The organism is Psychrobacillus sp. MER TA 171, assembly GCF_023713305.1.
Lineage (GTDB): Bacteria > Bacillota > Bacilli > Bacillales_A > Planococcaceae > Psychrobacillus.
Genome location: NZ_JAMAWN010000015.1, coordinates 70,344 through 88,981, shown reverse-complemented (window position 1 = coordinate 88,981; position 18,638 = coordinate 70,344). Strand labels below are relative to the sequence as shown.

The following is an 18,638-nucleotide window of genomic DNA, read 5'->3' as shown; positions in this document are numbered from 1 at the left end:
GGATTTCTGATTTCTCGTGTTTGTTTTTTAATGCGAGTAGCTGTTCATAGAAGGTCGTAAATCCTTCTGCCGACTGTCTGATAGGGAATGACTTATGCAATACTCGTCCACGGTCGTCTACAGCACAGGCGTAATGTTTGCGCTTGGCGATATCGATCCCAATGACCAATGTCTTTTCAGTTACTTGATTAATTTTATGATTCATACTATTATTCATAAGGGGCCCTCCTATATATGTTTTGAGTATTCAATTGGTTGTTGTTACTCTAGCATCATATAAGAGGGTTCTTTTTTTTTCAAGAGCCTGTAAAGTAATCATACAGGAATGCTCCAGCGGGAACAGCACGAGCTGAAGACCCTGGACTGAGCGCAGCGAGGGAAGCGGCTGAGGCCGTGCCCGCGGAAAGCATCCGTTCGTAGCTTAAATCAACTCTTCCTCGCGTTACTTCTATTTTAAAAGAAAAAAGACTGTAGGCAAACTCCAAAATTTTTGGAGTTTGTCTACAGTCTGAAGCATGGATATGAATCCATGCTTTTTTACATTAGAATAGTTTTAAGTATTCTCCATAGCCTTCTTCCTCTAGCTTGTCCTTGGGAACAAAACGCATAGCAGCTGAATTAATACAGTAACGTAAGCCTGTTTCTTCTTTTGGACCATCAGGGAATACGTGACCAAGATGTGAGTTTGCTGTTTTACTTCTCACTTCTACTCTTCTCATACCATGAGAATCATCAAAATGCTCAGTTACCTCGTGGCTCTCGATTGGTCTAGTAAAGCTTGGCCAGCCACAACCAGCATCATATTTGTCCTTTGAATGGAATAATGGTTTGCCTGAAACAACATCTACATAAATTCCTTCATCAAAATGCTTATCATATTCTCCTTGAAAGGGTGGTTCTGTTCCATTTTGCTGAGTCACGTAATACTGCATTTCAGTTAATTTATCCTTCATTTTGTAACCTCCTATTGTTTTCAACGAAGTTTGCTCTACCAGAACCAACAAAGTATCTATTATAATGACTTGGATTCTTTTTATAATAGTCTTGATGGTATTCTTCTGCCTCATAAAACTCAGATGCAGGCAAAATTTTGGTAGCTATTTTTTTCGGAAATCGTCCAGAGGCATTTAAAGCAGCCTTTGATTGTTCTGCTTTTTCTTGCTGCTCTTCATTATGATAAAAAATAGCTGTTTGATAGGAAGATCCCTTGTCGAAAAATTGCCCTTCTTCATCTGTTGGATCGATGTTCAGCCAAAATATATCCAGTAGTTGATCGTAAGAAAATTTTTCCGGATCATACGTAATTTGAACTGCCTCAAAGTGTCCGGTAGCATTTGAACACACTTGTTCATAAGTAGGGTTAGGTAAATTACCACCCGTATAACCGGAAACAACTTTTTCAATGCCGTCATAAGAATCAAACGGTTTTACCATACACCAAAAACAGCCACCTGCAAATGTTGCTTTTTCCATTTTATATCCCTCATTTCGATGGAACTATAATTTCTAAAACAATTTTGTCTTCTTGAAGATTCAATTCCTTCGCTCGAACATTTACACCAGACGCCATAGGAATACTAGCCAACTGAATTAAAACTTCTTCTTCATCAGGCTTCACTACCATCCAGCGAGGGAGGTCTATTGAATCTCGTAATAACTTTAACACAGTATCGGGTGGTAATTGAAGCTGTCCGACTTCAACCGACGATTGTTCCAAACGAATATTCCCATTCTCTTCGACAAAAGGTTCAAAATACATCTTTACTGGAAGAGTTAATGAGAAAATGGTTAACTCAGAGCTTAAAATAATTTGCTCCTCTACACTCAATTGAAGGGGAATAGGTTTATCATCCATCGCTGTAGCTATAAAAGTATTTGCTATTCCCTGAAAATCTTCCTTAGAGACATTTACAGTTAATATATGTCCGGAAGGGTCAGGTGTAGTAATACTTTCAACGTCAACATTTTCCGTTGGAGATGTAATCCAGTAAAAAAGGGTTCCTATACTCCCTGCAATGATTAATAATAATAAAAAAAAGGCAATCATCCACTTATTCATCTAAACCAGCTCCTCAAAAGAACAATTCCCTACTTTGCTCATCTATCAAACCACAATTTTCTAAAGAATTTACTACGTTATCTACTATCAGCTCATATCCCTTGCTGTTCGGATGAAAAAAATCGGTATGATAGACTAAGTTTGCATTAGAATCAAACAAAGTATCAATAGGTGCGTAACAAGCATTTGTATTACTATAGGATAGCGATTCTATAGTGTCGTTCCAGTCTGTTATGATTTGATCTACTTCGCTCGTTTCATCTGTAACTATGGTAATAGGGTTATAAATTCCAATCATTATTATTGGAGCACTACTATTAACCTCTCGAATTTGCTCTAATATTTCATCATAATTTCGCTCAAAACGCTGTAATTCCTTTTGAAATGCCTCAATCTGAAGGTTAAAGAGATCTTTTCTAAATACCTTCATGACATCATTTCCACCAATGGTAATAGTGATTAAGTCTGCTTTACGAAGTTGATGATCGATTTCTCCATTTTTTAACAACTTTAGAAGTTGGTCACTTCGTCTTCCTCTTTTAGCAGTATTGGTTAACACGACATCTTCTATTCCCTTGTATTCTAAGATTTGATTTTTTAATCTTCCAACGTACCCATTCTTCTTTAGTTCATCTCCTACCCCTTGAGTAAGAGAATCTCCAAGACCTACAAGTTCTAATGTCCTCGGGAAAAATTCAGGCGGAATAATATATTCTTCAAATAAGACCGTTTCCTTTATCGGAAAGCTAACTTCTTCTATTTTTTCTGGCGCACAGCTAGCTAATAAAGAAATACAAACAAGAATAATTAAAAATTTATATTTCATATCTAACCCCTTTATTTAACTCCATTTATATACAAGATGATGTAAAACTATAAATAAAAGCAGGGAAAATTTGATCTTCCCTGCTTTGGCATTATTCTGTCATATACATAAATCCAATGGCACCTGGACCAGTATGCGTACTAATCACCGGGGAAGTAAAGGACACTTGAATATCTTTGAAACCCGAGTCTTTTATTAATTCCATTAAGGGTGTAGCCATAGACAATCCATTAGCATGCGAAATACCTACCGCTTTTACAACTTTTCCTTTAGTGTCTTCCATAAACTGTTTAAACAAATAGTTGACTACTTGCTTATGACTTCTAGCTTTTGCCACAGGAGTATAAACTCCATTCGCAAGGCTCGCAATGGGTTTAATAGAAAGTAAAGATCCAATCATTGCTTTTCCCTTCCCAATACGTCCACCTTTAACTAAATTATCCAAAGTATCTACTACTACATATAGATCTGTTTTAGAGCATATGTCTAATACCTTCTCAACAATTGCATCTTTTGTAGCTCCATTAACAGCCATTTTAGCAGCTTCTTCCACCTGGAAATATAAAGCAAAGGAGATAAACTTGGAGTCAATAACAGTCACATCAGAATCTGTCAGGTCAGCAGCTGTTTGAGCAGATTTGACAGTACCACTCATACCACCGGTCATATGTATTGAGATAACTTGATCTCCATTCTTACCAAGTCTATCGTATAGCTCTTTGAACACCCCTACTGCAGGCTGGGAGGACTTAGGAAGTTCTTTAGAAGTACTCATCTTTTCTAAAAATTCCTCTGGTTGAATATTAACCCCATCAATATATGACTCCCCATCAATCTGAATCGTCAAAGGTACTACATGTATATTATACTTTTCAATTATCTCTTTAGTTAAATCAGCTGTAGAGTCTGTAACTATATGAACCTTTGGCACTGTATATCCCTTCCTTCCTAAGTATATTATAAGAAGAAAGATGTTAATCTGTAAACTATTTATGCCTGATTTGAAGCTCATTAATCTTATTTGCAATAATTATATGTAAGTCTTCTTTTATTTGTTCTGAATTACTTACTTGAATCGTTTCTTTACTATATGAAGGAAGGATACTAATTTGAACATGTGCTGGACTAATTTTATTATTATTTTTCTCCATAATATTAGAGGTTCCATGAATCGCGATAGGAACAATAGGAACATCTGCGTCTTTAGCAATACGGACAAATCCCGATTTGAAGGCTCCTATCCCCTGTCCCTTACTTCTAGTTCCCTCCGGAAACATTAAAATAGAATGACCGTTTTGTAAATGTGATACTGTATCCTGAATTGATCGATAACTACTTTTTCGGTTTGTCCGGTCTAAAAACACACAATTCATTTCTTCCATCCATTTAGCTACTAGTGGGACCTTTTTTATCTCTATTTTAGAAATAAAGCCAAAAGGTTTTGGTATGTGTGTTAAAAGAGTAGGAATATCAAAGTTTCCTTCATGATTGCTTACGAATAAAACCGGGCCCTCTGGGAGGTTTTCCAATCCTTCTACAGTGAATTCGCTTTTTGTTCTTTTAAGAACACCACTGGCCCATTTTTGTGGTACTTCGTGGACAAGCAAGTCATATTGCTCTACTGATAGTAACCCTTTTTTAGACTTAATTTTGTTTAGTTTTGGAATGCTTATTGGTAAATAGCCAAACAAAAACCCAAAAGTTCTTAAAGAAGAAAACAACTTATTCACTAACCTTTCTATCGTAAACCAAATATACGTAAGTTATTCCGTCAGATGTCTTCATTTCTTCAGACTTTTCAGTAAGCACCCATTCATCGGAGCTATATGGTGGGAAGTAAGTATCGCCTTTGAATGTTTGTTGGATGAAGGTGATATATAGTCTGTCCGCCTTTGGTAAGATTGCTCTAAAAATCTGCTCTCCACCAATTACCATAACCTCATTGTGGTGACTCTTCGCCATTTCAATTGCATCCACTAAATTGTTTACTACCTCTGCTCCCTCGACTTTATAGGAAGGGTTTCTAGTAACAATTATACTTTTTCTACCTGGCAATACTTTCCCAATCGATTCATATGTATTCCGTCCCATAACCATTGCCTTACTCATTGTTTTCTCTTTGAAATATGCTAAATCACCAGGTATATGCCAAGGCAAGTCTTTGTTATAGCCAATTACTCGGTTAGGATCATGTGCTACGATTAGTGATATCATCATTATTCTCTCCTTTATACAGCAATTGGTGCTTTGATTTTTGGATGCGGATCATAGCCTTCTATAGAAATGTCTTCGATTTCAAAATCAAAGATGGAAGCTTTTTCTTCATTTAAGACTAATGTCGGCAAAGCACGTGGTGTTCGTGATAGTTGCGTTTCAACCTGTTCAAAGTGATTCGAATAAATATGAGCATCACCTAAAGTATGCACGAAATCTCCAACTTCTAACTTACATTCTTTTGCTATTAAATGAACAAGTAAAGCATAGGAAGCTATATTAAAAGGAACTCCTAAAAAAACATCAGCACTTCGCTGATAGAGTTGACAGGACAATTTTCCGTTCGCTACATAGAATTGCATAAATGTGTGACAGGGTGGCAATGCCATATCATCGACCTCAGATGGATTCCAAGCAGTAATGATATGTCGTCTGGAATCAGGGTTCTTTTGTAATCCATCTATCAAATTTGCAAGCTGATCAATCGTTTCACCGTTTTTACCAGGCCATGAGCGCCATTGTCTACCATACACCGGACCAAGGTCTCCAAATTCTTCTGCGAAACTCTCATCAGATAGAATGTTGTCACAGAAAACCTTCATTTGTTGATCCACTAAAGCCTTAAATTCAGGATCCTTCGAAGCTCGAACACCAAAGTTTGTCATATCTGGACCATTGTAAGCATCACTATTTACCCACTTTTCAAATGCCCACTCATCCCAAATATGGTTATTGGCCTTAATTAAGGTTTTAACGTTGGTATCTCCCTTTAAAAACCATAATAATTCACTTACTATCAAGCGAAAAGCAGTTTTTTTTGTAGTCATAAGAGGAAATCCTTTTGAAAGATCAAAACGCATTTGATAACCAAAAACACTTTTTGTTCCCGTTCCTGTTCGATCCCCTTTTTCAATCCCATGTTCTATAATGTGCTTACATAAATCTAAGTATTGTTGCATTTCCTTACTCCTTTCCTTTTATAGCAAAAAAGCTCTCATCTAGGAGAGCCATTTAGGTGGGGTGTTCTTAGACCAATAAATTTCACCTAAAGCATAATGCTTTGAATATTTATCCTCTGCTAGGTGATAATGAAAATTGAAGTAGTAACCATCTAGCGGTTTTTTATCTGTTCTAACATGAAAACGCATCAAATCTTTTTTTGTAGTTTCATCAAAAATATGGAATATTTTTTCGTAATATTCTCCAGAAGGCTGTTCTGTTATAGCTAGATTAGCTGCTTTTTGATCGTCAACAGAAACTAATGTTGTATTAATTGCCTGTTGAATTCTAGGAAAAATAACTTCATCAAACTCATTTTGAATAACAGGGCCTATTCTAGCACCAAACTTAATGTAAGCTTGTTCTTTAGCGGCCAAAGTAATCTTTTCACTATAATCAATGGATTCTTTAAGACTAACCTGGTCATACTCTACCGTATGCTTCTCTGCAGAGACCGACTTCATCGGCACTTTGCTCTCTAACAGTTGCTCCCAAATAACATGGTTAGGTGAGATCAGTCCAAATGTTAGAAATGCCACAGTAATAATAATCGATTTTTGGAACCATTTTTTCATGTTTAATCACCTTCAATTATGTACAATTTAGTAAAAGCAATATTATAAACATATACGAAATCGAGAACAAAAGGTTTCATCTTCCTAGTATTCATTGTACAATAAAAAGGGTAAACAATCAGTAGTTTTTTAAACTAAGGAGGAAATTCTTATGAGCACAGATATTATCATTGGAATCGGATTTTTATTTTTATTAGGTTATTTAACTTCTTTAAACTTCACGCACTGATTTAAAAGTAAATAGTTCATTATTCTAAAACAAAGAGGGAAGCGACTTGTATAGTCACTTCCCTCTTTGTTTTATACTTCAATTATTCCGTAATGAAATTTGGAACTTAATCTTGTCAGTCGGGTAAAACCAAAATCCTCAAACATAGGAGAGCGGAAATGCGCCTTTAAAACCACTCGCTTCTTGGCAACTCGCTTCGCTTGCTCGACCCACTCTGTATAAAGAGTTCCAATAGCCCCTATTTCTCTAAGGGCTTGAAAATTATTAGACTCGGCTATTTCCTCTTCAAACATCGGATCCATATACACAACATCAAATGAGTTATCCTTTACCGTTTTTAAAAAGTCTACAGCATCTTGATGAATCACTTGAATTCTTCGCATGGAATTTTCTAATTCACTAAAATCCGTTTCATAGCTTTTTAATCCTCGATTAATAATATAAGCAATCATCTTTTCCTTTTCTAGTGCAACTACTTTTCCAGGATCTCCTACTGTGTAAGCAGCAATTAAGCTATCAGAACATAGACCAGCTGTAGTATCTAAAAACCTTTCCCCCAACTTTAAGCCTGTTGCTTCAAGGAAAGGGTCTTTTCCCGCTTTTAACAATCTTTTTAAACGAAAGGCTGCAGAATTTGGGTGAAAGAAAAAAGGAGTGGTCGAACCATATGCAAAAAACTCCAGCCTTTCCTTACCAACTACTAAAACATCCGCTAACTGCTCGTTTTGTATTTTTTCCACTGACTTTTTATTTCGGTCTATGAAGTTTATACATAAATCAGCAGCTATATCTTTTGCTACCCGAGTATATTCGGGATTCGTTCTTCCAGCAGTCGTTATAACTGTTTTCATTTAAGCAATTATGTCAGTTAGAACACCTGTCAGGTGGTCTTTGATTGTTTCCATAGAGTTACTTTCAATTTGCTCTCTAGGGATAAAATAAGCTAATTCTCCATCCTTCCATATAGCAATGGAAGGTGAACTTGGTGGGACTTCACTAAAATAATCTCTCATAGTAGCTGTCGCCTCTTGATCTTGTCCTGCAAAAACAGTAACAAGATGATCTGGTTTCTTTGGTAATTCGCCAATCGCTTCAGTAACAGCAGGTCTTGCGAGACCCGCTGCACAACCACATACCGAGTTAATCACTATTAATGACAAACCTTCTTCTTTCATATGCTCATGCACTTGATCAGGTGTAGTCAGCTCTTTAAAACCTGCATTCGTCAGCTCACTTCTCATTGGTTTAACTACTTGCTTCATATATTCATCATATGCGTTCATCTCTTCGCCCACTTTCACGTATGTTCAATTACCCATTCTTAAAGGGTATTCTATTTTCTATTCTACTTTTGTTTAAGTTTTTTTTCACTCATTTTTACTTATAGTACATTAACCTCTTGATAGTCTAGTGCTATATTTCACTTAAATCCGTTATTTTTAACTTATCTGTCTCACTCATTCCTGCTTATGTCGCCGTCTGTAGCTCCATTCAATAAATGGGAACAGCTGTAGCATCGATAAAGCACTAATCAATTTACTCGCATAAACAAAGCTGAAAAACTCTCACCAACCCCATTTTCATCATCTATTTATGTGCTTATTAGCCATTTGAATGTTCCTTTTTTAATGTTTACAGTCACTATAAAAAAGAATTAACAGATAACTTTATCAAAGCTATTTTTAAAAAAGACATTTTGGGGAACCAGTTCATTTGTACGAATATAAATAGCTGCTACATAGCATTAAATAATCTTGTTTCTTTTCAAATAGGGAAAATAGAATTATTTTAGAATACTGAAATACTTTTATTTAGTGAAAGAAAATTAACTATGTTACTATTATAATGAATGTATATCGACTTTTTTTGACATTTTTCAACATTTGCTCATCTATATGGATGACTAAGCATTAGCATAAACTTACTCGTATCCGTTCAAAATAAGTCTAATGATTTTGTATACATTTTAGAACCTTACGATGGATCTGCTACCTCGTAATTCAAACCAAATAGATGAGGGGCGAAATAAATTATGAAACTAAATGAACTATTATCTTCAGTCGAGATTATTCCAACTCTAAAGACACAGAATATTCAAGTAAACGGGATTGCTTTTAATTCTAAAAACATCAAAGAAGGTTATTTGTTCGTCGCTATTTCAGGGACTCATTCAGATGGACATACGTATATTGAGGATGCTATTACGAACGGGGCTATTGCCGTGGTCGGTGAACAGGAACTATTCTTAAATGAGGTTCCATATTTTCAAGTAAAAGATGCTAGAAAAGCATTAGCCTATCTTGCTAAAACATTTTACAAAAATCCTACTAATAACAAAACACTAATTGGGATTACTGGAACAAACGGTAAAACTACTACCTCTTATATGATGAAGCATATACTTGAGAGCCAAGGAATTTCCTGTGCTGTATTCGGTAGTATTTCTATTATTATAAACAATGAAGAATATTCTTCTACTCATACGACATTAGATCCTCTGACCTTCCATGAACTTGCTGCAAAGAGCACAGACCAAGTAATTATTATGGAAGTTTCTTCCCATGGTCTAGTGCAACAACGCGTAGAAGGACTTGAATTTGATTATTGTATTTTTACCAATATAGAACACGAGCACCTCGATTACCATAAAGATATGGAATCATACTATTTAGCTAAACAATCATTGTTTACATACTTAAAAAGCAATGGAAAAGCAATTCTTCTCTCTAGTAATGACTGGAGTGAGAGACTTAATACATATGTAAATTCACTTGGAAGAGAAGTTATTAAAATTAATGGAAGCTCTCCTACTTATACAATAGATATAGATAAAATTATCGAACAACAGACTGGCAAGGTTTTTTCTCTTACAACACAAATGCAAGGCGAGCACAATATTAATAATGCAGCTGCAGCCTTTGCTACAAGCGTTGACTTCGGGTTAGATGCCAAACGTGTTGAGTTAACGTTAAATAATTTCAAAGGTATTCCAGGACGTTATCAGTTATTTCCTCTTGCGAATAGTGCGACCGCTGTTGTAGATTACGCGCACACCGCCAATGCGTTTCACTATATTTTAGACACCGTAAAGTCACAGAACGCACGGATGATTTATCACGTTTTTGGCTTTAGGGGTAATCGAGATGTACAAAAAAGGGCAAGGATGATTGAAATGTCATTAAAATATGCAGACCGATGCATTCTAACATTTGATGATCTCAATGGGGTACCAGCGGAACAAATGATAAACGAGCTTGAGAATTTAGGGGCACATGAAAAGTGTTTGATATACCCTGATCGAACAGAGGCTATTAAATACGCTTGGGAAATAGCGGGACCAGGAGATTGGATAGTTATTACTGGAAAAGGTAATGAAGCATATAAACAAAGCTATTCCCTCTCGACTAAATCTGATATTGACACATTAAATTATCTTTTAAGTACCAAGCATTCAGCAAAACCTGAAATAGAAAGCCTGTTGTAGAAGTTATATTATAGAACTGATGATTTCTGAATAATGCCTATATAAAAAGAAAACAGACCTTGCATTAATTATGCTCAGGTCTGCTTTCTTTTACGGATGAATTGGTGCGATATTTTACCTTTGATACTGACATTTTATAATCGATAAACGCTCCGATAAAACCTACCGGTAAGCCACCAGCCAAAATAGACAATACAATAATGAATATGCTGATATTTTCTACTTTAAAAGTCAGCAGATACAAGGTTAAAAGAGTACCGGCGATCAGAAAAATGGTTGTAAAATAGTATGTGATTTGGGTATTTTCCCGATATTTGTATTCTTTTTTCTTCACTTGGTCTTTACTCATTTTGATCCCTCGTTTCGACTTTATGTTCTACTTATATTATTCACCTATTTTCCTGAATTTACACAACAACATTACAAATTAATTTTACTTTTTTAATGTATCGATTCTGTTCGAGAAAAAACCGCTATATACAATAAAATTCCCCACATTTTAGTCTGTTAAACATTTAAAACGACAGTTATTACAATTTTCAATCTTTTCAACAAGAAAAGCGCAACCGCCTATGTCTGCCCCGACAGGCAAATGGAGAAAAGCGAGGAGGCAGTTCCTTAGCCACCGGAGCTTTTATCCATTTGACCCCGAGGGGCAAGGCGGTGGAGCTAGACATCAAGAAAAGCGCAACCGCCTATCCCTGCCCCGACAGGCAAATGGAGAAAAGCGAGGAGGCAGTTCCTCAGCCACCGGAGCTTTTATCCATTTGACCCCGAGGGGCAAGGCGGTGGAGCTAGACATCAAGAAAAGCATAATCGCCTGTCACTGCCCCGACAGGCAAATGAAGAAAAGCGAGGAGGCAGTTCCTCAGCCACCGGAGCTTTTCTCCATTTGACCCCGAGGGGCAAGGCGATGAAGCTAGACATCAATTTATCCACAGGTTTAGAACTTTATAGTTTCCTAAACAATTAAAAAAGAAGAGCTGGCGATATCCGCCATACTCTTCACTTTTACTCATTTTCTTGCCTCGCTCATTTGCTTCCAAACGGAGCCCTTTGCTTCTTCTCCTTCTGCAATACGGGCAATCGCCATACGGATTTGAAGCTTAACTTCATATTCCTTGTCATCCATCGCTTTCTTTAAGGCTGGTAATGCATCCATATCTCCCACCTCATAGAAATACATAGCTGCTCGCCAACGAACTAATTTGTTTTTATCAAACAGCGCCTCTTCCATTGCTTTTGAAAATTGTACAAATCCTAAATCACTCATTGCATCTCCTGCAGTACGTCGAACCGATGCACTCTTATCTTTCAGTGCTATTTCTAAGTACGGAATGACTTTTTCATCTTCAATAAGACCAAGATATACAGTAGCAAGCCTTCTTATTGAAACCTGTTCATCCTGTATTGCTTTTGCTAGAACTGGGATATCTTCAACCTGTGGGTTAATAAGGTTATCAAGTAATTGGAACCTCTTCTCCCATTCACTTATTTCAAATTCCTCCAAAGTGAACGGAACTCTTATAGGCTTTCTATCATCCTCGGCTTTGTCTTTGTCTGCAATTAGTTGCTCCAGCTTACTTTGGGGAAAGCTTGCCTCTAATTCTTTTACAAGCTGCTCGCCTATCTCTTTTTGATCACCATATCGTACACCATAGTCAACCCATTTACGAAGCATAATATAATTTTCTTTATCACCCTCCATCGCTTCATCCAAAGCCTTGGTAAAGCGGGCAGATAAACCAAATCTTGACTCTGATTCACTATCAAATACTTTCACCTGAAGCGGGATCCCCTTGAATGATTGTACATGGACATATACTTCACCATAATGATCTAAAGGCTTTTCTTCAGTTTCCGCTTCATTTTCACCGCCAAATACATTTTCAATAGATGCTAAGATGGATTCCCAACTAAACTTTGCAATTCGTTCAATCGCTAAAAAGTCCGCAACGTGGTATACCCCTTTTACTCCTTCGATATCAAATATACGTTGTATTTCTTTTGGTGCGTCTTCTATATGATCCTTTTTATAGTTATAACTCTTCCCAAAAGGAAGCTCCTGGTCAACGACTACCTTCATCGTATTCGGACTTGGCGTTGGTTCTATTGTCAATATTTTCATATCTTATACCTCCAATATTATAAAATCAGGACGAAACGATTTCTTCTAAATAAGACCATCTTTCTATTAGCTTCTCATATACTTCGTTTGCTTGATCTAATTGTTCGGTCAATTGCTGTAACGATGTAAAATCAGAGCCTGTAGTTAACAGCTTTTGCTCCAATTCTTCAATCAACCTCTCTGTTTTTTCAATATCCTCACTGATTGTATCCCATTCTCGTTGTTCTTTATAAGTTAGCTTTTTCTTTTCCTTCGTACTTTTTACGGGTGCATTATCTTTCCTAACTTCCACTACTTTTTTTGATGTATCCTTAAGGTCTTCCAAATAATCCGAATAAATTCCTAACCATTCTCTAACTAAGCCATCTCCGTTTAGAATCCAAAGCTTTTTAGCAATACGGTCCAGGAAGAAACGATCATGAGAAATAGTAATAATTACACCAGGGAAGGATTCCATAAAGTCCTCTAAAACAGATAAGGTCTGAATATCCAGGTCATTTGTTGGCTCATCTAAAAATAGAACATTTGGCTGCTCCATTAACATTTTTAATAGAACTAAACGTTTTTTCTCCCCACCGGAGAGCTTGCCTATTTGCGTGCCATGTGTATTTAATGGAAATAAAAACCGTTCAAGCATTTGAGCAGCCGAGAATTTTTCTCCAGATCCTACTTCTATTAGATTGGAGGATTCGCGTACATATTCAATCATTCTCATTTGTTCATTTAGTTTTGGAAGCTGTTGTGAGAAGTGCATCTGTTTTACAGTCGATCCAACAACTACTTCTCCAGAGTCCATCTGAATCTCGCCTGCTAGCATTTTCAGTAAAGTACTCTTTCCAACCCCATTTGGCCCCACTATGCCAACTCGATCTCCTGCCTGTAGGATAAACGAAAAATCATCTACAATGACTTTTGCATCAAAACGTTTAGAAATATTTTTACCCTCTAACACCTGCTTCCCTAACCTAGTAGTAGCCATTTCAAGCTCTAGATTTAAAGCAGAATTATCGCGGTCCAGTTGTGAATCGATTTCTTCAAAACGATCTTTTCTTGCCTTTTGCTTGGTAGATCTAGCCTTTGCACCTCTGCGAATCCATTTTAGCTCATTACGATATAAATTTTGTAGCTTTTGCTGAGATGCAGCGTTCATCTCTTCACGAATCGCTTTAGATTCCAGATAATCTGCATAATTACCTGTGTGAGTATACAACGTTTTATCAGCAAGCTCATAAATATGAGTGGCTACTGTGTCTAAAAAGTAACGATCATGTGTAACAAAGATAATGGCTCCTTCTACTTTTTGCAGCATGTCCTGCAGCCAATCTGTTGACTCTTTGTCTAAATGGTTAGTAGGCTCATCTAATAGCAATAAATCAGCCGGCTCTATTAACACTTTTGCAAGCGCGACTCTTTTTTGTTGGCCACCAGATAAATGTAAAATTGAATCTTCAAACTGCGTAATCCCTAGCTTAGTTAAAGCTGTTTTTGCTAAAGCATTTACATCCCATGCTTGTAGCTCATCCATTTTCTGCTGTAAGTCCATCAATCTATTTTGTAATTCAGTTGAATCGGAATTAGCCATTAAAGCGAGCAATGCTTCTTCATATTCTCTGTTGATCTTCAGAATAGGTGAATCTCCACTAAATACAGTTTGAAGGACCGTTTCTTCTTTTTCAAATACCGGTTGCTGTTCTAAATAGGCGATTCGAAACTTGTTTGGATGGTCCCGGTCAATAGAGTCAGCCTCAAGCTGTCCAGCTATAATCGATAAAAATGTAGACTTTCCTGTACCATTGATACCGATTAACCCTGCACGATTTTGATTATTAATTGTAAATGAAATATTTTCAAATAGCGTTTTCTCCCCTACTGTTTTTGTAAGATTAGAAATGATTAAATGACTCATATAGATTCCCCTGTTTCTTTTCTTAAGTTTTCTAGAAATAATTCCATGAAGGCATGCCTTTCTGTAGCAAGCTCTCTGCCTTTTCTAGTTTGCATTCCGTCTGCCAGCTTCAGCAGCTTCTCATAGAAATGAGTGACGGAAGCTGTTTGCTTAGAACGGTATTCCTCGATGGACATGTTGTCTCTCGGCGTTTCGGCTACATCGTATAATTTTCTTCCCTTTGCTCCACCATATGCAAACGTTCTTGCTATTCCAACGGCTCCAATAGCATCTAGCCGATCTGCGTCTCTAACAATCTTCGCCTCGATCGTATCCGCGGTTGTCTCATTTCCTCCATTAAAGGAAACAGATTGAATGATTTTTTTTACTTTATCTTTTGATACATCAGAAAGTTCAAGTTGCTCAATGATGTAATCCTCCATAAATTTCCCTTCGTTCGAATATTTCGGATCGCTTACATCGTGTAGTAGTACTGCTAATTCAATTATCTCTAAATCGATATTTATCTCCGTAGAAGCAATGGTCAGCGCATTTTTACGCACTCTTTCTATATGCAAAAAATCATGACTGGCGTCAAATTTGTTGTATATGTCTTTGACTAGCTTTTCACACAGGATAATAGCATTCATATTAAAATACCTCCTTCAAACGAGTCATCCTATTCATTATAACGAAAAAAAGAAAAAAAGACCGCTATAGTGCAGTCTTTTCCTTTGAAAGTCATTCGAAGGTACCCTCTTGTTGTAAGTGGATATCATATTTTCTCTTTAGCTTGCCTTTTCTTATTGTTTAAAATTTATAAAGGGTAAGGTGAATTTATGACGCAAATAAATCTTAGATCAGAGAGTAGAATTGATTTCCGCCCCAGCCGGACGCTTTCCTCGGGGTGAGCGATAAGCCATCACCCATCGCTTACGCGCGTGGTTGTGATGTCTTATCTGTCTCACTCATCCCTTAGGAGTCGCCGTCTGGCGCTCCAATCAATAAATGGGAACCGCTTTAACATCGATAAAGCACTAACAAATTTACTCACATAAACATAGCTGAAAAACTGTCACCAACCCCAATTTCATCATCTATATTTGTTCTTAATAGCAATTTGAAAGTTCTTTTGTTTATGTTTACAGTCACTATAAAAAAGAATTGTTAGTCATAATCAACCAATAACTTTAACAAAGCTAAAATTTATTATAATAATTTAATTTACCTATCCAAAGACCTAATCACATTCATATTTTAAATTGAGAATTTCTTCATTAATTTGGGTATACTTAAGTTTGTTGGAGTATATTTTAAATTGAAGCTTTTTTCACCTCATAAAATTGATAAGATTTTAGCTATAATTCGACATTTTATTGACGGTAGCATCTATTTCATGTATAGTTTATTTTATCCATTTACAGAATTTTTTGTGGATTAAGGGAGGAACAGTTATGCAACAGGGGAAAGTAAAATGGTTTAACAACGAAAAGGGTTATGGGTTCATCGAGTACAATGATGGGGAAGATGTTTTTGTCCATTTTACTGGTATTCAAGGAGAAGGTTTCAAATCACTTGATGAAGGTCAAGAAGTAACATTTGAGATCATTGAAGGAAACCGTGGACCTCAGGCTGCAAACGTTATAAAATCGAAGTAAACAGTTCTTCCCGCGGCAACTGGTCGTGGGACTTTTTTTATTTTCCAAATAATTTGTTGCCTGCCTCTTTTATCTCTTCCCCAACCGTGCAGCCTTTAATACAAAACTGATGAGCTTTAGCCTTACCTTTTTCTTTTCTTAGCTCACTTTTCACCAAACAGCCTTCACAATAATTTTCTATTAGCTGATCAATTTCATTTATAATTTGTGTATGCTTCATTTTTTCTACTCCTTGCCGTTTGACATATTCAACAGTACAATTATATTTATTCTAAAAATTACCTAACATTACCTTAAAGGATGATTAATAATGATTGAATTATATATTGATGGCTCCACTACTGGCAATCCAGGACCTAGTGGAATTGGGATTTTTATCAAAGGAGAAGGTCACCAGATTAAAATTAGTGAGTTTATAGGAGACCAAACAAATCACGTTACTGAATTTATCGCTTTACAACGTGGTTTGGAAGAAGTATCGAAATTATCCCCTACCATCGTCTCTATTAGGACTGATTCACAAATAGTATTCGCAACAGTTGAAAAACGCTACGCTAAAAACCCTGAGTTTGCAGCCATATTAGAAAAAATACTAGCTATAACAGATACCTTCGATATGTTTTTTATAAAGTGGATATCTGATGACCAAAATAAAGCTGCCCATGCATTAGCACGAGAAGCAGTACGAAAGAATTTATCATAACAAGCTACACCTCCAACAAGTAAATTTGAATGGAGGTGTTTTTTGTGGGTATTTCCTATGCCATCATTTCTTTTTACTTTTCCGGTACTACTTCAATCTCTCCTGGTGTTACGATTACGTCTTGTTCTATTCCGTTTGGGTTATACGCTTCCTCAATATTAGTTTTTGTACGATTCATGAATCGTATAATAACATCATCTTTACCGAAGAGTTGAAATAGACTCAACAAGGGGTTTCTTGGTCTATTAACAGATCGATAAGTAAACCTTGTTTGGTTTTCATCCACTGAATTTAATTCGTAATCCACCTTCATACGGAACATGTTGTTTAAAATAAAGGCTTCTTGTACGAGCTTATGATTTGGTTCGTTGATGAACTTTTTTATAGTAAGGTCATAGGATTCGTCTATCGATCCGTTTTTATATGCTTGTCGGATTATTGTACCTTCCACTTCATGTGTTTCCTTTAAAACCTCTTCATCTATAATTTTAGGGAAAATTGCTTTCTTTTTCTCTAAGTCCCCATAGAAATAAGGCCATGCAAATTCAATAGGCACATTAATAATTATATCCTTCTTCCACTTTTTCATCCAAACTACTCCCTTGCATATCAATATGTGAACCTTTCTATATATGATAACACAAAAAAACAGACCCTCGAAATGAGAGCCTGTTAAAGTTTAGGTTTAAAATTAAGCTTTAACTACGTTAGTAGCTTGAAGACCACGTTGGCCTTGCTCGATTTCAAAAGTTACTTCTTGACCTTCGTCAAGAGATTTGAAACCTTCGCTTTGGATAGCTGAGAAATGTACGAATACATCGTCTCCGCCTTCGCGTTCGATAAATCCGAATCCTTTTTCTGAGTTAAACCATTTTACTTTACCTTGTTCCATGTGTGTATCCTCCTCGTATGCAAATTGTGCATACATTGTGTTACTATCCTTGCTCAACACTGTTAAGTAAAAGTGTTGCCACCTACTAACTAACCGAACAAAAATAATCCTCTTTAAATATAACACGCCTATCCTAATAATGCAACAATTATCCAAAATCTTTTTTAATTGTTTTCCAATAATGCACCAATCGCTCCACTATACCCATGTTTTTCTAAAAATATTGGATTTTTCTTTTTTAGTATCGTATAGGATTCTATAATTTCCTGAAGCAATATATTATCTTCTAGTGTAGAACCTATATAAATTATGTCCTCGACACCATGAGCATCTGCAGCTTGTATACATAATGTTGCCACAACTTCACCAATTATACCCTGGATACCTGCAATAAGATCTGCTTTTGTTCTTGTTTCTTCGTTTTTTAAAGAAACACCACCAAAATTACTAGCAGTAAGCGATCCAGTTATTGGTAATTTGTTATCTTTATAAATATCACTTACTAAAACATCTATTGCCGATCTATTTCCATTTAAAGATAACTGAATCATTTCCTTATAATCTGTTAAACCTGTTAATGCCATTCCCAATCCTAAAAGTGTTCCCCCACCTACTCCAGTTCCACCAATTCGAGCATGCGAGTTATCATGCATAATATGTATTGAAGTACCTGTACCAATATTTGCAATGATTGCCGAGCTACTATTAATGATTTCCTGTTTCATTTGATGCATCACACCATTCATCGTTGCATCAAACTCAACTACATAAGGAAGATCCTCTTTTGACAAAAGGATCTTTTTTAGTTGTTCTGCTCGACCACCAGTAAGGCAGATAGAACTTGACGAATGCTTACTTTCCACCCACTCTTTTACACTTTGAAAATCTGAGGATAGAAAACTTTTAAAGGACATTATATTTTCATCGTTCCAGTAAGCGACTTTCGTTAAAGTTCCACCTGCATCAATACCAATTCTAGTAGTCAT

General features: G+C 36.3%; 23 protein-coding genes. 3 read left to right on the top strand and 20 right to left on the bottom strand.

Annotated elements, in window-relative coordinates; genetic code table 11:
* The 12 genes from M3627_RS14255 to M3627_RS14200 form a co-directional block, all read right to left on the bottom strand.
* The coding region (locus M3627_RS14255; RefSeq protein ID WP_251556200.1) for an IS110 family transposase at window positions 1–217 on the bottom strand (217 nt) is incomplete at its 3' end.
* A gap of 325 nt (window positions 218–542) precedes the next feature.
* Entirely contained in the window at window positions 543–953 is a 411-nt protein-coding gene (gene msrB, locus M3627_RS14250; protein ID WP_169360115.1) for a peptide-methionine (R)-S-oxide reductase MsrB, read from the bottom strand.
* A complete protein-coding gene (gene msrA / locus M3627_RS14245; RefSeq protein WP_251556199.1) occupies window positions 943–1,473 on the bottom strand; it encodes a peptide-methionine (S)-S-oxide reductase MsrA in 531 nt (176 codons plus the stop codon). The genes msrB and msrA overlap by 11 nt, the downstream gene beginning before the upstream one ends.
* Window positions 1,474–1,483: 10 nt before the next feature.
* On the bottom strand, window positions 1,484–2,059 hold the full coding sequence (locus tag M3627_RS14240) for a YpmS family protein (RefSeq protein ID WP_251556198.1): 576 nt from the start codon (window positions 2,057–2,059) through the stop codon (window positions 1,484–1,486).
* A 13-nt stretch (window positions 2,060–2,072) separates the two neighbouring features.
* Window positions 2,073–2,885 carry a GDSL-type esterase/lipase family protein gene (locus M3627_RS14235; RefSeq protein WP_169360118.1) on the bottom strand — a complete coding sequence of 271 codons (813 nt, stop codon included), beginning with the start codon at window positions 2,883–2,885 and terminating at the stop codon, window positions 2,073–2,075.
* A 91-nt stretch (window positions 2,886–2,976) separates the two neighbouring features.
* On the bottom strand, window positions 2,977–3,816 hold the full coding sequence (locus M3627_RS14230; protein WP_169360119.1) for a DegV family protein: 840 nt from the start codon (window positions 3,814–3,816) through the stop codon (window positions 2,977–2,979).
* 55 nt (window positions 3,817–3,871) lie between these two features.
* Window positions 3,872–4,615, bottom strand: coding sequence for a lysophospholipid acyltransferase family protein (locus M3627_RS14225; protein ID WP_251556196.1), 744 nt, complete (start codon window positions 4,613–4,615; stop codon window positions 3,872–3,874).
* Complete coding sequence (locus M3627_RS14220; RefSeq protein ID WP_251556204.1) at window positions 4,608–5,099, bottom strand: dihydrofolate reductase; 492 nt, start codon at window positions 5,097–5,099, stop codon at window positions 4,608–4,610. Before M3627_RS14220 ends, M3627_RS14225 begins: the two co-directional genes overlap by 8 nt.
* A 14-nt stretch (window positions 5,100–5,113) precedes the next feature.
* The gene (locus tag M3627_RS14215; protein ID WP_169360120.1) at window positions 5,114–6,058 is read right to left on the bottom strand and encodes a thymidylate synthase; all 945 of its coding nucleotides are present in this window, start codon (window positions 6,056–6,058) and stop codon (window positions 5,114–5,116) included.
* 39 nt (window positions 6,059–6,097) lie between these two features.
* Window positions 6,098–6,673, bottom strand: a complete 576-nt coding sequence (locus tag M3627_RS14210) for a YpjP family protein (protein ID WP_169360121.1) — start codon at window positions 6,671–6,673, stop codon at window positions 6,098–6,100.
* Between the two features lie 300 nt (window positions 6,674–6,973).
* Entirely contained in the window at window positions 6,974–7,753 is a 780-nt protein-coding gene (locus tag M3627_RS14205) for a class I SAM-dependent methyltransferase (RefSeq protein ID WP_251556195.1), read from the bottom strand.
* The gene (locus M3627_RS14200) at window positions 7,754–8,185 is read right to left on the bottom strand and encodes a BrxA/BrxB family bacilliredoxin (protein ID WP_251556194.1); all 432 of its coding nucleotides are present in this window, start codon (window positions 8,183–8,185) and stop codon (window positions 7,754–7,756) included.
* 749 nt (window positions 8,186–8,934) lie between these two features.
* On the opposite strand from M3627_RS14200, the gene M3627_RS14195 reads away from it, so the two are divergent.
* Window positions 8,935–10,386 (top strand): UDP-N-acetylmuramoyl-L-alanyl-D-glutamate--2,6-diaminopimelate ligase, encoded by a 1,452-nt coding sequence (locus M3627_RS14195; protein ID WP_251556193.1) that lies wholly within the window; start codon window positions 8,935–8,937, stop codon window positions 10,384–10,386.
* A gap of 64 nt (window positions 10,387–10,450) precedes the next feature.
* On the opposite strand, the gene M3627_RS14190 is transcribed toward M3627_RS14195, so the two are convergent.
* The 4 genes from M3627_RS14190 to M3627_RS14175 all read right to left on the bottom strand — a co-directional run bounded on the left by M3627_RS14190 (window position 10,451) and on the right by M3627_RS14175 (window position 15,049).
* The gene (locus tag M3627_RS14190) at window positions 10,451–10,735 is read right to left on the bottom strand and encodes a hypothetical protein (RefSeq protein ID WP_169360126.1); all 285 of its coding nucleotides are present in this window, start codon (window positions 10,733–10,735) and stop codon (window positions 10,451–10,453) included.
* 666 nt (window positions 10,736–11,401) lie between these two features.
* Entirely contained in the window at window positions 11,402–12,514 is a 1,113-nt protein-coding gene (locus M3627_RS14185; protein WP_251556192.1) for a conserved virulence factor C family protein, read from the bottom strand.
* Window positions 12,515–12,539: 25 nt separating this feature from the next.
* Window positions 12,540–14,420: an ABC-F family ATP-binding cassette domain-containing protein gene (locus M3627_RS14180; RefSeq protein ID WP_169360129.1), complete on the bottom strand. Its 1,881-nt coding sequence runs from the start codon at window positions 14,418–14,420 to the stop codon at window positions 12,540–12,542.
* On the bottom strand, window positions 14,417–15,049 hold the full coding sequence (locus M3627_RS14175; protein ID WP_251556191.1) for an HD domain-containing protein: 633 nt from the start codon (window positions 15,047–15,049) through the stop codon (window positions 14,417–14,419). The genes M3627_RS14180 and M3627_RS14175 overlap by 4 nt, the downstream gene beginning before the upstream one ends.
* An 804-nt stretch (window positions 15,050–15,853) precedes the next feature.
* On the opposite strand from M3627_RS14175, the gene M3627_RS14170 reads away from it, so the two are divergent.
* Window positions 15,854–16,057 (top strand): cold-shock protein, encoded by a 204-nt coding sequence (locus tag M3627_RS14170; protein WP_169360131.1) that lies wholly within the window; start codon window positions 15,854–15,856, stop codon window positions 16,055–16,057.
* A gap of 37 nt (window positions 16,058–16,094) precedes the next feature.
* Here the strand turns inward: M3627_RS14170 and M3627_RS14165 are convergent, their stop codons facing one another.
* Window positions 16,095–16,277 carry a zinc-finger domain-containing protein gene (locus tag M3627_RS14165; protein ID WP_169360132.1) on the bottom strand — a complete coding sequence of 61 codons (183 nt, stop codon included), beginning with the start codon at window positions 16,275–16,277 and terminating at the stop codon, window positions 16,095–16,097.
* A gap of 90 nt (window positions 16,278–16,367) precedes the next feature.
* Here M3627_RS14165 and M3627_RS14160 point away from each other — a divergent pair, with 90 nt between their 5' ends.
* On the top strand, window positions 16,368–16,760 hold the full coding sequence (locus M3627_RS14160; RefSeq protein ID WP_251556190.1) for a reverse transcriptase-like protein: 393 nt from the start codon (window positions 16,368–16,370) through the stop codon (window positions 16,758–16,760).
* A 73-nt stretch (window positions 16,761–16,833) separates the two neighbouring features.
* Here the strand turns inward: M3627_RS14160 and M3627_RS14155 are convergent, their stop codons facing one another.
* From M3627_RS14155 to coaW, 3 genes are all read right to left on the bottom strand, one after another.
* Complete coding sequence (locus M3627_RS14155; protein WP_251556188.1) at window positions 16,834–17,349, bottom strand: SRPBCC family protein; 516 nt, start codon at window positions 17,347–17,349, stop codon at window positions 16,834–16,836.
* Between the two features lie 102 nt (window positions 17,350–17,451).
* Entirely contained in the window at window positions 17,452–17,652 is a 201-nt protein-coding gene (locus M3627_RS14150) for a cold-shock protein (RefSeq protein ID WP_053589685.1), read from the bottom strand.
* Window positions 17,653–17,816: 164 nt separating this feature from the next.
* Window positions 17,817–18,638 (bottom strand): type II pantothenate kinase, encoded by an 822-nt coding sequence (gene coaW / locus M3627_RS14145; RefSeq protein ID WP_251556187.1) that lies wholly within the window; start codon window positions 18,636–18,638, stop codon window positions 17,817–17,819.